This window comes from Oceanobacillus chungangensis (assembly GCF_003369565.1).
In the GTDB taxonomy this organism is placed as follows: domain Bacteria; phylum Bacillota; class Bacilli; order Bacillales; family Amphibacillaceae; genus Oceanobacillus; species Oceanobacillus chungangensis.
This window is the reverse complement of the sequence record NZ_PIOD01000013.1, coordinates 22452-35609: the sequence shown is the minus strand read 5'-3', so window position 1 is coordinate 35609 and position 13158 is coordinate 22452. Positions and strand designations below refer to the sequence as shown.

At 37.7% G+C, this 13158-nt stretch carries 12 protein-coding genes; 10 read left to right on the top strand and 2 right to left on the bottom strand.

All coding sequences use genetic code 11. The features are described 5' to 3' along the window. Positions 1–198 precede the first annotated feature (198 nt). Positions 199–354, top strand: coding sequence for a hypothetical protein (locus CWR45_RS19850; RefSeq protein ID WP_170138853.1), 156 nt, complete (start codon positions 199–201; stop codon positions 352–354). Between the two features lie 80 nt (positions 355–434). On the opposite strand, the gene CWR45_RS12350 is transcribed toward CWR45_RS19850, so the two are convergent. Both CWR45_RS12350 and CWR45_RS12345 read right to left on the bottom strand, forming a co-directional pair. After that, entirely contained in the window at positions 435–1124 is a 690-nt protein-coding gene (locus CWR45_RS12350; RefSeq protein ID WP_115750181.1) for an LrgB family protein, read from the bottom strand. Continuing rightward, positions 1117–1488 (bottom strand): CidA/LrgA family protein, encoded by a 372-nt coding sequence (locus CWR45_RS12345; RefSeq protein ID WP_115750180.1) that lies wholly within the window; start codon positions 1486–1488, stop codon positions 1117–1119. Before CWR45_RS12345 ends, CWR45_RS12350 begins: the two co-directional genes overlap by 8 nt. 277 nt (positions 1489–1765) lie before the next feature. Here CWR45_RS12345 and CWR45_RS12340 point away from each other — a divergent pair, with 277 nt between their 5' ends. From CWR45_RS12340 to CWR45_RS12300, 9 genes are all read left to right on the top strand, one after another. Next, entirely contained in the window at positions 1766–2758 is a 993-nt protein-coding gene (locus CWR45_RS12340; RefSeq protein WP_115750179.1) for a PstS family phosphate ABC transporter substrate-binding protein, read from the top strand. Between the two features lie 119 nt (positions 2759–2877). Beyond that, a complete protein-coding gene (gene pstC, locus CWR45_RS12335) occupies positions 2878–3834 on the top strand; it encodes a phosphate ABC transporter permease subunit PstC (protein WP_115750178.1) in 957 nt (318 codons plus the stop codon). Between the two features lie 2 nt (positions 3835–3836). Beyond that, positions 3837–4721 carry a phosphate ABC transporter permease PstA gene (gene pstA, locus CWR45_RS12330; RefSeq protein ID WP_115750177.1) on the top strand — a complete coding sequence of 295 codons (885 nt, stop codon included), beginning with the start codon at positions 3837–3839 and terminating at the stop codon, positions 4719–4721. Positions 4722–4798: 77 nt separating this feature from the next. Beyond that, positions 4799–5635 carry a phosphate ABC transporter ATP-binding protein PstB gene (gene pstB, locus CWR45_RS12325; RefSeq protein WP_115750176.1) on the top strand — a complete coding sequence of 279 codons (837 nt, stop codon included), beginning with the start codon at positions 4799–4801 and terminating at the stop codon, positions 5633–5635. Between the two features lie 219 nt (positions 5636–5854). Then, positions 5855–6502 carry an SDR family oxidoreductase gene (locus tag CWR45_RS12320; protein WP_115750175.1) on the top strand — a complete coding sequence of 216 codons (648 nt, stop codon included), beginning with the start codon at positions 5855–5857 and terminating at the stop codon, positions 6500–6502. A gap of 313 nt (positions 6503–6815) precedes the next feature. Further along, positions 6816–8075, top strand: a complete 1260-nt coding sequence (locus CWR45_RS12315; protein ID WP_115750174.1) for an argininosuccinate synthase — start codon at positions 6816–6818, stop codon at positions 8073–8075. Beyond that, positions 8072–9487, top strand: a complete 1416-nt coding sequence (gene argH / locus CWR45_RS12310; protein WP_115750173.1) for an argininosuccinate lyase — start codon at positions 8072–8074, stop codon at positions 9485–9487. The genes CWR45_RS12315 and argH overlap by 4 nt, the downstream gene beginning before the upstream one ends. 182 nt (positions 9488–9669) lie before the next feature. Then, entirely contained in the window at positions 9670–11349 is a 1680-nt protein-coding gene (locus CWR45_RS12305; RefSeq protein ID WP_115750172.1) for a peptide ABC transporter substrate-binding protein, read from the top strand. Positions 11350–11962: 613 nt separating this feature from the next. Then, positions 11963–12829, top strand: coding sequence for a Cof-type HAD-IIB family hydrolase (locus CWR45_RS12300; RefSeq protein WP_115750171.1), 867 nt, complete (start codon positions 11963–11965; stop codon positions 12827–12829). Positions 12830–13158 lie beyond the last annotated feature (329 nt).

Genomic DNA, 13158 nt, shown 5'->3' with positions numbered 1-13158 from the left:
GGAGCGATTGGTCCAAGGGCATTTGATTTCTTATAGTTACTCAGAAAACATCTATCATCTAATCAATGGTCACTATTACAATCGAATCGGAATTTGATTTTGGGGTGGATATATAATGATATTTTTGCAAGGTGGAAATGAAGTGTATAAATAATAATAATCTCCTTAAACTAAACCGAGTCAATAAGGAGGGATTGCATGACAAATAAAGAACAGAAAAACAGGCAGTTTAAAGAAAATGAAAATAGTGGAGAGCATCGGAATGGAAGAAAGAGCCAGTACAAGAATCATAATTCCGTTGGTGGAGATTTGCCGAATGAATTTGTATCTCACAAAACTAATGAAGATAAATGAACTTTTAAATTGAAATGTTAGTATAAACAGGGTGTGTAAGTAATAATACTGCCCTGTTTATGCAAAAAATGAGATAGTGTCTACACCAAAAATGTAATTATTCCGGGAGTAATTATTGAAACGGTTATCGCACTAATGACCATCGCTATAGAACTAACAGAACCCTGGATAAGGCTTTTTTCCATTGATGTAGCCGTGCCAATAGCATGCGATGCACTACCTAAAGCGATACCTTTGGCAATATAATGGTGGATTTTGAAGAGTTTGAAAAGCAAATCGTTCAGAACTGCCCCACTAATACCAGCAATAATAACTAGGATAGCTGCTAACGGACGAATACCGCCGATGGATTCCGTAATTGCCATTGAAACTGGTGTAGTAACAGACTTTGTGCTGATAGTAGCGATAATCTCATCACTGAATCCTGTCCATTTAGCGAGAAAAACACCAGACAGAACGCCAATAACTGCGCCGGCAATGATTCCACTTAAGATAGGAATTAACAGTTTTATAATTGTATGACGTTGCATGTAAAGTGGATAGGCAAGAGCAACAACTGCAGGCCCAAGAAATTCATTTATCCATCTTCCGCCAGTCATATATGCAGCATAGGGGATGTCTGAAATGAGCAAGATGATAACGATGCAAACAGTAGAGGTGAGCACTGGTATTGTATAGGGTTTAGCAAATCGATCATGAATTTTTGCGGATAGAATATAAAGGATTACAGTTCCTATGATTGCGATAGAACCGATATAAAGGTTAGTCATTTTTTATTTCCTTTCTCTGCACTAGCCATTGGCTCAAAAGACCAGAGCTAATCATAACGAGTAATGTACTAATAATTACGATGAAAACCAAAATAAGGCCATCACCTTTGAATAAGTTGAGATATTCAATAACACCTACCGTTACAGGTATGAAAAGCAAGGCTAAATGTCTAATAATAAACTTGGATCCTAAATCAATCCAAGACAGTTTGACTACATTTAATAGCAATAAAAGGAAGAGAATGATCATTCCGATTACACTTCCAGGGATAAATAGATGAAGTGACTGCTGAATCCACTCACCTAATAGAAAGAATAAATACAATATGACTATCTGAAACACGATTTTATAAAAGGTAAGCAACGTATTTCCACTCCTAATAGAAATTAATTAACAAATGTAAGTATAACAAATAAAATAGTGCAAATGATATAAGGACATGATAGTATTGCTGGTTAATTAGGGATAAATGACGCGTTTTTTTACAAAATTCTACGAAATTAGGGGGACTTTTTCTACATAAATTTACAAAACCTTTACATTCAGTACACACAATCTTAATATTTACCCACTATACTATCAATTGAGAGCAAAAAGCGGCTCGAAAATAAATAGTTCACAATAGGGAGGACATTTAGTCATGAATTTCAAAAAGTATCTTATGTTCCTAGTAGTAGCAGCACTTGCAATTGTGCTTGTAGCATGCGGAGGAGCGGACAAAGGCGAAACAGATACAGAGGATAAAGGAACTGAAGAAGGTACAGCATCAGAAGACGCTGGATCTGAAGAATTAGAAGGTAGCGTTGTAATTGATGGTTCAGGAACTGTTTTCCCATTAATGCAAAGAATTGCTGAAGAATATATGTCAGTTGACCAACCAGGTGTATCTGTAGAAGTAAGTCGTGCAGGTACAGGTGCTGGATTTGAAAAATTCCTAGCAGAAGATGGAACAGACTTTAATGATGCTTCTCGTGAAATTAAAGATGAAGAACAAGCGAAAGCTGATGATCTTGGAATCGAAGTAAAAGAACTTAAAGTAGCATTAGACGGTTTAACAATTGTAACTAACCCAGATAATGACTGGGCTAAAGAACTTACTGAACAACAAGTTAAAGATATTTTCCTTGGTACAGCAACAAACTGGTCTGACATTAATCCAGAATGGCCAGAAGAAAAGATTCAAACTTACGGACCAAATGAAAACCATGGTACTTATGAATTCTTCTATGAAAACATTCTTGAAGAACAAGATTTAGTTAGTGATATTGATCTTCAACAAGATTACTCAACACTTGTAACGCTTGTAGCAGAAGATAAAAATGCAATTGGATTCTTCGGATTTGGTTACTATAATAGCAACAAAGAAAAAATTAATGCAGTAGGTATTGACTTTGGTGAAGGTGCAGTTGTTCCATCACTTGATACTATTGGTGAAGAAGGTCCTTATGCTAACTTCACTCGTCCAGTATTTACTTACCTAAATGTAAATCATGCTAAAGATAAACCAGAAGTGCTTGATTATGCTAAATATGTAATGGAAAATACAAATACTTTCGCTGGAGAAACTGGTTTCGCACCAATTCCAGATGAAGAAGCAAAAGCATTACTAGAAGAATTAGAAGCAATTAAATAATCAATAGCATTTCATAGTAAATTAATATATAATCTAATAAGATGAGAGCTAACTAATGCGTTGCTCTCATCTTATTCTGAGTTTTTAAGCAATGTTGCGGAAGGAGTGCCACACAAAATATGGCAACAAACAGCGGTTTAAACAAGAAGAATGCTGTTGACGTCGGTGAAATGATTGCAAAAAATAAGCAAAAGAAAAGTTTCTCTAATTATTTAGAGAAGGCTATTCCAGCAATTCTATTTATTATTGCATTTATTTCAGTTCTTACGACAATAGGAATTGTTCTTACATTAATTAGTGAAGCAATTGAATTCTTTAAAATAGTTCCAATCTGGGAATTCTTTACTGGAACAGTATTGAAGCCTTTAAGTCAGAACCCTGAATTCGGAGTTCTACCATTAATAAATGGTACTATTATATCAACTATTATTGCGATGCTTGTAGCTGGTCCAATTGGGCTAATGTCTGCAATTTATTTAAGTGAATATGCATCCGAAAGAGTTAGAAGAGTAATCAAACCACTATTAGAAGTACTTGCAGGGATACCGACAATTGTGTACGGTTTTTTCGCATTCACCTTTGTAACACCTCTAATACGATCCATATTTCCTGGTGTCGAAGCTACGAATATACTCAGTCCTGGTCTTGTTATGGGTGTAATGATCATCCCAATGATTGCATCATTATCTGAAGATGCGATGACATCCGTTCCGAATGCAATGCGCGAAGGATCACTCGCTATGGGAGCAACTAAACTTGAAACAACAATTAAAGTAGTATTGCCTGCAGCGTTATCAGGAATTATTGCATCATTTGTTCTTGGTATTTCGCGTGCTATTGGTGAAACAATGATTGTTACGATTGCAAGTGGTAGTTCCAAAAACTTTACATTTGACATTACACAATCTATGCAGACGATGACTGCGTATATTGTTGAGGTCTCTGGTGGGGAAGCAGCTGCTGGGACGACAATATACTATAGCTTATATGCTGTTGCGTTAACACTATTTGTATTTACACTTATTATGAATTTACTTGCAAGATATGTCTCTCGTAAATTTAGGGAGGAATATTAATTATGAAACAAATTGATGCAACCAAATTAGAAGGTAGAATGAATGCCCGCGTTCGTAAAAATAATATTTGGAAAGTAATCTTTTTCCTCTCTACATTAGTTGGACTAGTTGTCCTTGCAATCCTGTTAATTCGAGTTCTTATGCAAGGAATTGGCTGGCTGGATTGGAATTTTTTAACGGCCAAACTATCTTCAAATCCTGATAGAGCTGGAATTATGGGAGCACTTCTCGGTACGACTTGGATGATGTTAGTAGTCATTCCTGTTACAATAATAATTGGGATAGGCTCAGCGATTTATTTGGAGTTATATGCTAAAAAAGGATGGTTTCAGAACTTCATCCAGACAAATATTTCTAATTTGGCTGGTGTACCTTCCATTGTATATGGTCTTTTAGGATTGACGGTATTTTCCAGATTTTTAGGACTAGGTAATGCTGTTCTAGCTGGTGGGCTAACATTATCACTGCTTGTATTACCAATCCTTATTGTTTCCGCTCAGGAAGCGCTCCGAGCAGTTCCACAGCATTTATCGGAAGCTTCATATGGAATGGGTGCTACAAAATGGCAAACAATCAGAACCGTTATTTTACCTGCAGCTCTACCGAGTATTTTAACAGGAACGATTTTATCCCTATCACGTGCGATCGGTGAAACTGCTCCATTAACTGTATTAGGTATACCTGCATTTTTAATTCCTTTCCCGAATGGTTTACTAGATACATTTACAGCACTTCCAATGCAAATTTATTACTGGACACTTGATGCGTCACTAGTTGCTGAATATGCAAACTTAGCAGCAGCAACGATTATAATATTACTTTTACTATTATTTATCCTAAATTCCATTGCTATCTTTATTCGAAATAAATTCCAACAAAGATATTAATGCGTGATACTAGCAAGTATAGATTATTCGTTTGTTATTAACGAAGCTGGATATAAGATATTAAGGAGTGGAAAACGATGAGTTCTTCATCAGAAAACAAGAAATCAACCGTAAAGCTGAAAGTTGATAATGTTGCAGTTGATACGGCAAACACTGAACGCAACATTGTTTATGATACGAAAGATCTAAACTTATGGTACTCGGATACTCATGCATTAAGAGATATCAATTTGTCCATATATGAGAAGGAAGTTACAGCAATTATTGGACCTTCTGGTTGTGGTAAGTCAACATATATCAAGACATTAAATCGTATGGTCGAACTTGTTCCTGGAGTGCGTACAACAGGTACAATCACATACCAATCGAAGAATATTTTAGATAAGTCATTTAAAGTAGAGGATTTAAGAACTAGAGTTGGAATGGTATTCCAAAAGCCAAATCCATTTCCTAAATCTATCTATGACAATATTGCTTACGGTCCAAAGATCCATGGTATCCGTAATAAGAAAATCTTAGACGAAGTGGTAGAGAAGAGTCTTCGTGGTGCTTACATTTGGGATGAAGTAAAAGATCGACTAAACGAAAATGCCTATGGACTTTCAGGTGGACAACAACAGCGTTTATGTATCGCTCGTTGTTTAGCGGTTCAGCCTGACGTTATCCTTATGGATGAGCCTACATCTGCACTTGATCCTAAATCTACACTTCGGATTGAAGAATTAATCCAGGAATTGAAGAAGGACTACTCAATCATTATCGTTACACATAATATGCAACAAGCAGCTCGTATTTCTGATAGAACTGCTTTCTTCCTTGATGGGAAAGTTGTTGAATACGATAATACAAATAATATTTTTACAAATCCATCTGACTCACGTACGGAAGATTACATTTCAGGTCGATTTGGTTAAGAACGAAAGACTGGCCAGCCAGTCTTTTTTTTGCTGTAACTTTTCTTTTCGTGTATTTTCTCTATTATTACTGGGATTGGCTTAGAACAATCAACTGAAATGGGGATTGCGATGGCATAATTATGTTACAAAGTTCGATTAAGCACATGCTTTGATTAAAATTCTATAATCTGAAACAATGAATAGAGTAAGTATTCTTATCGTAAAGGGGAGATTACAATGAAGATACTATTAATCGGTGCAAACGGGCAAATTGGCAAACATTTAGTAAGCCTAATACAAGAAAGTGAGGAACATTCACTTAAAGCAATGGTGCGAAGAGAGGAACAAGCCGATGCACTAAAGGAATCAGGTGTGGACGCAGTTGTTGCTAATTTAGAAGGTTCAGTTGAGCAACTAGCAGGTGCGATGGAAGGCAGTGATGCAATAATCTTCTCGGCTGGTTCTGGCGGAAATACTGGAGCAGATAAAACTCTATTAGTCGATTTAGATGGGGCAGTAAAATCGATAGAAGCTGCAGAACAGGTCGGTGCAAAACGTTTTGTGATGGTTAGTGCAATTAATGCTGACAATCGCGATGCTTGGGCAGATAGTCCAATTAAACCTTATATGGCCGCGAAACACTATGCGGATAAGGAGCTTATAGCGAGTGAATTAAATTATACGATCGTTCGCCCTGGCGGATTATTAAATGAACCAGGCACAGGAAAGGTAACTGTTGCAGAAAGTCTAACGCGGGGTTCAGTACCACGTGAAGATGTTGCGCGAACAATTATTGCGTCTCTAAATGAAGAAAAGACATATCGTCAGTCATTTGACCTCATTACTGGGGATACGCCTATTGCAGACGCATTAAACAATCTGTAAGACAATGTTCAATATTCAGGCATTCAAGGTAGTTAGTCTACTTTGAATGCCTGATTTTTTTGTTTGAAGGGCTCAATTTTTAGTTACTCTGCCAAATGCTCTCGGACCAGTCGCTCCGGAAATACACTAAGCTTCCCGCGGGTGGCTGGTGAGCCTCTTACAGGATAAGAAAAGCTTCGGCCAATGCATAATTACAAATAACTTTTGATAAATAAGTTAAATAAATTAAAATAGTTAAAAAACCACTTGAATTATTATGCATTATATTGCATAATAATTCATACAAAGTAAAAAGTGAGAGGGGAAAATAAAAATGGGGAAAGAAAAGATCGTTTTAGCATATTCTGGTGGGTTAGATACTTCAGTAGCAATTAATTGGCTGCAGGAAAAATATAATTATGACGTTATCGCTGTTGCGCTTGATGTTGGGGAAGGCAAGGACTTGGACTTTGTACAAAAGAAGGCACTTGATGTTGGTGCAATTAAATCGTATGTCATAGATGCAAAATCACTTTTTGCAAATGAATACGTGTTGCCCGCACTCCAAGCGAATCTTTTATATGAAGGAAAGTATCCGTTAATCTCTGCGCTATCACGTCCGTTAATCTCAAAGATTTTGGTAGATATTGCGGAGAAAGAAGGAGCAGCAGCTGTTGCACATGGCTGTACTGGAAAGGGAAATGACCAAGTAAGATTTGATGTTGCCTTTACTGCATTAAATCCGGATCTGCAAATCGTTGCACCTGTTCGTGAATGGGCGATGTCTAGAGAGGAAGAAATCGAATATGCAAAAGCACATGATATCCCAATTCCGATAGATTTAGATAATCCATTTAGTATTGATCAAAACTTATGGGGACGTAGTAATGAATGCGGAGTACTTGAGGATCCTTGGGCAGAGGCTCCAAAGGAAGCATTTGAATTAACGGTTGATCCAGTTGACGCTCCGAATGAACCGCAAATCATTCAACTTACTTTTGAACAAGGGAAGCCAGTTTCGATTGATGGAAAAGCACTTCCATTGGATGAACTTATCTTAGAATTGAATGAAATTGCTGGGAAGCATGGAGTGGGAAGAATTGATCATGTAGAAAATCGTTTAGTTGGGATTAAGTCTCGTGAAATTTATGAAGCGCCAGCTGCATTGACATTAATTGCTGCACATCAAGAGTTAGAGGCATTGACATTACCGAGAGAATTGGCAGAATTTAAACCTATCATTGAGCAGAAATTCGCACAAACGGTTTATTATGGCCTATGGTTCTCAGCGTTGACCGATTCATTAAAAGCATTTATCGAGCAGACACAAACCTATGTATCTGGTACGGTAAAAGTTAAATTATATAAAGGAAGCGCCCAAGTGGTTGGTCGTGAATCAGCGAACTCATTATATGACTTTGACCTTGCAACCTATAATAAAGAAGATGCATTTGATCACGAGGCGGCATTAGGCTTTATTAAATTATGGGGATTACCAACGAAGGTACATGCTGCTGTAAATGGCACTAACATCAAGAAAGACAATTCAATGGACAAAGTTAATCTTGGAGTAAAGGAAGCTGTTAAGAAGTGAAACTATGGGGTGGACGATTTACGAAGCCAACAAATCAATTAGTTGATGAATATACAGCATCTATCTACTTTGATAAGAAACTAGCAAAATATGATATCCAGGGTAGTATCGCACATGTAGAAATGCTGAAGGCCTGTGGCATTATCCCGGAAACGGATGCAGATACTATCGCTATGGGTTTACAAACAGTAGCTAAGAAAATAGAAGATGGAACAGCAGTATTAACAGCAGAGAATGAAGATATTCATATGAATGTAGAAAAATTGCTGATTGAAGAGATTGGTTCAGTCGGTGGAAAGCTGCATACGGGTAGAAGCAGGAATGATCAAGTAGCCTTGGATATGCGACTGTATTTACGTGAAGCGATTATTGAAATCACACAACTAATTGCAGGTGTCCAAGAATCTTTATTAAGTCAAGCGAAAGCAAATTTAGATACGGTCATGCCTGGTTATACGCATTTGCAACGGGCCCAGCCAGTACTATTCGGTCACCATATGATGGCATATGTATTTATGTTCCAGCGTGATGTGGAAAGGCTGATGGATAGCTTTAAGCGCGTAAATAAATCCCCACTTGGTGCGGGTGCTTTAGCTGGTACGACTTTTCCAATTGATCGGCAGCTTGTCGCTGATAAACTAGGCTTTTTTGGAATAAGTGAAAATAGTCTAGATGCAGTAAGTGACCGTGATTTCGTTGTTGAGTTTCTAGCAAATGCATCCTTGATTTCCACCCATTTATCAAGATTATGTGAGGAAATTGTTCAATGGTCGAGTGCAGAGTTCAATTTTGTTGAATTGGACGATGCATTCTCAACAGGTAGCAGTATGATGCCGCAGAAGAAAAACCCTGATGTTGCAGAGCTTGTCCGAGGGAAGACTGGACGTGTTTATGGACATTTAATGGGGATGCTGACAACTTTGAAAGGATTGCCGCTAGCATATAATAAAGACATGCAAGAAGACAAAGAAGGAATGTTTGATACAGTAGAAACGCTAAGAGGTGCATTGGTGCTCTTTGCGCCGATGATTAAGACAATGAAAGTGAAAAAGGAAGAGATGTATGCATCTGTTCGTGAGGATTTTTCAAATGCAACTGATCTAGCAGATTATTTAGTTGGCAAAGGGATGCCATTTCGTGAATCGCATGCCGTTGTTGGTCAGGTAGTGCTAGCTTGTATTAATGAAAATAAATATTTACTAGATATGTCATTAGAAGAATTTCAGTCGTATTCTAACTTAATTGATTCAGATATTTTTAATGTATTAACTCCAGAGACTGTCGTTAATGCAAGAGATGTTGCTGGTGGAACGGCAAAAAACCGGGTAGAGGAACAAATAACGACGGCAATTACAGCTTTGGATGAGAATAATAAGTGGAGTAAATTACAAATGAAAAAAATTCAAATTTAATTGAGGGAATCTTTAAAAACCTAGAGTAGATAGATACTCTAGGTTTTTAAATTCAATCATTATTCTATTATTTTAATAAATTCCCTTGCAAAATTAGAATATTTAGGTATAATTACTTACAAGTTTCTTTTTAATGGAAACAACGAAAATTTTCAGAAAAATAGAGGTAAGGGGGATTTACAATGAGAAATAAAAATTGGATGCTGCTACTAGTATTTGGATTATTGCTAAGTGTAGTAGTTGCATGTTCTGGCGGAGATACAGAAGATAAACCAAAGGCAGAAGGAGCAGGAGAGGATTCTGCTGCAGAAAACGGGGAACAAGTACTTAATTTAACAAATCCAGAAGTGATTCCATCGATGGATCCATCGCTTGCAACGGATGAATCTTCATTCATCTATTTGGCGGCGACAATGGAAGGATTATATCGATTAGATGAGAATGCAGCACCTGTAGATGGAATGGCGACTGACCATAAAGTAAGTGAAGATGGGCTGACATGGACATTTACGCTACGTGAAGACGGCAAGTGGGCAAACGGAGAACCTGTAACTGCACATGACTTCGTATACGCATGGCAACGTGCAGTAAACCCAGATACTGGTTCTGAATATGGTCCATATATGATGAATGATGTAATTAAAAATGCTACAGCAGTAAGTAGCGGAGAGCTACCAGTTGAAGAATTAGGAGTAAAAGCAGACGGCGATTTCACATTGGTTGTCGAGCTTGAAAATCCTACAGCATACTTTGAAACACTTACATCGTTTGGTACATTCTTTCCGTTGAATCAGAAATTCGTTGAAGAGCAAGGAGATAGCTTTGCTACGAGTTCCGAAACAGTATTAGGAAATGGTCCATTCACGATTGAAAACTGGAAAAGTACAAGTAACTCTTGGGAACTTGTGAAAAGTGAAGAATATTGGGATGCTGAAACAGTCCAATTGGATAAGCTAACATTTGAAGTGATTAAAGAACCACAAACTGCTGTTGATTTGTACGAAACTGGTAAAGTTGACCGTGTTGATTTAACATCGGATCTAGTCGATCAGTATGCATCACATGATGATTATGCTGTTGCAGCAGATACATTTGTTTACTTTATTAAATTCAATCAAAAAACAACAGAAGCACTTGCAAATGAAAATATTCGAGCTGCTATTAGTAGAGCGTTCGATAAACAAGCGTTAGTTGATGAAATTCTTAATAATGGTTCATTCGTTGCAAATGGTTTAATTCCAGCTGACTTCACACCACTACCAGATGGTGGCGAGGATTTCCGAGCAGTTAATGGAGACCTAATGACATACGACACAGAAGCTGCAGTAGAATTCTGGGACAAAGGCTTAGAAGAGCTAGGAACCGATGCAGTGGAACTTGAATTATTAGTTGATGATGATCAAACAACAAAAGTTATGACAGAATACATTGCGAATCAATTACAAAAGAATCTACCGGGTCTAACAATCAAGTTAAAACAAGTACCAAAAGAACAACGACTTGATTTGGATACAAACATGGATTATGAATTACAAATTTCTAGATGGGGTCCAGATTTCCTTGATCCATTTACTTACATGAATCTTTGGACAACAGATAGTGGTAACAATAACATGGGCTACTCAAATGCAGAGTATGATGAATTAGTGAAGGCGACAGCTTCAACGCTTGCAACAGATAATGCTGCACGCTACGAGAACTTCCTCAAAGCAGAGAAGATATTATTTGAAGATGCAGGAATCGCACCAATCTATCAAAGCTCACGTGCACAGTTAGTTTCACCTAAAGTAGAGGGTGTTTTCATCAACCCATTCGGAGCACCATATGAATACAAATGGGCTAGCGTTGGCTCAGCAGAATAATCATTAAAGAAGAGTATGTGCTACTTAAAAGTGGCATATACTCTTTTTTTAGGTTCAATTGTATTGTTTGTGTAATTTAGATAGACTGTGAACTAGTTTAGGGGTTCTCGGTCCAGTCGCTCCAAAAATACACTTCGCTTTCCGCGGGGAGCTGGCGAGCCTTCTTGTGCTGTCTCACCTAGGCTCTTCTTCCCGCAGGAGTCTTCGTGTATTTTCTCCGCTGGTATTTTGCAATTGCTGTCAACTTTCTATCTATGTAATAAGACGAGAGGGCTACTCCTCTATCATGGCCGTTGATTGTAGCGAAGGACAGGAGACTCCTGCGGGAATAGCAACGGCTGAAGATCCATCGGAAGTGGTCTTCTTCCGAAGGAGCAGACCGCGTTGCCCGTGGAAAGCGACTGTCCGTAGCGGAAAACAACGTAGCTCATAGTTCGCAGTTTGTATCAACTATTCATTATCATTCTCTCTCTTAAAGAGACTTTATGTATTAAGATTTCTTAATGTTCATAGTGTATCCTCTGAAAAAAAGGGGTAATCATAGTATAATGAAAAGTAGTATTCAATGAGAAATAAGGAAAGAATGAATAGTAAATAATTAAGGAGAAATAAAATGAAACTTATTGCATCAGATTTGGATGGTACTCTATTAAATGAAGATGGAGTTGTAAGTGAAGAAAATGCCGAAGCGATAAAAAAGGCGATCAACCAAGGGATTAAGTTTGTTGTTGCGACGGGTAGATCTTATGAGGCAGCAAGTAAACCACTTCAAGCTGTAGGCATCACGAGCCCGATAATTAGTTTGAATGGGGCTGTCTCCTATGGACAAGATCAGGGAATTATTCGTAAGGTAACGATGGATAAAGAGATTTCAAGAAAAATCCTTGCAAGTTGTCAGAAAAGGGATATGTATATTGAGTTTTTTACAAATGATGGAATTTATTCAGGGAGCAGAGAGTATTTCCTCCAAGTACTTGTTGATATTATGAAGTCAGCAAATCCAAATATCACAGATGAAGAGGTTCGAGAAAAGGCCGAGCTTCGCTTCCAAGCGGAGCCAGTGACGTTTATCGGTAATTATGAGGAAATATTTTCGATTGAAAGCGTTGAGATATATAAAATTTTATCTTTTTCCCATGATAAAGAAAAATTGGCTGCTGTTCGTGAGGAATTAGAAGCGGAAACAGGAATTGCGATTACCTCTTCAGGTGATATTAATCTAGAATTTAATCATCCAGAAGCGCAAAAAGGAATAGCATTGGATAGCTTTGCGGCTAGTATGGGCATCGAGATGAATGATGTTATGGCTTTAGGTGATAATTGGAATGACGCTAGCATGCTTCAGATGGCTGGTCGTGGAGTTGCAATGGAGAATGCTGCTGAAGGTATACAGGATCTTTGTGATTATACGACAAAATCCAATATTGAGCATGGTGTGGCTGCTGCGATAGAAGAGATGCTGCAGGAAGTGAAGGCATAATGTAATAAATCCCTAATAGGTTAGGGAGCGCGCACATTGAGCAAATGAAAGAGCAACCAGAGATGGTGTTGACTTACTGGTTTCGGTGTCATCAAGAGGAATATTGTTTGTAATTAGATAAGGAAAATCGCAGTGCTGAGGATAGCGCTGCGATTTTTTGCTGCCAAAACCGTATATAATAGAAATCTGAAGGAATGAATCCTTTTATTTCTACATGAGTGGGAAGATATTGTCCGGAGAAAGAAAAAATAGAATAAGTACGGGGAATCACTCGGTGAAGAATTAAATCATCACAAGCGCTGAAGATAGCGTTTGAAAAAACAAAATCG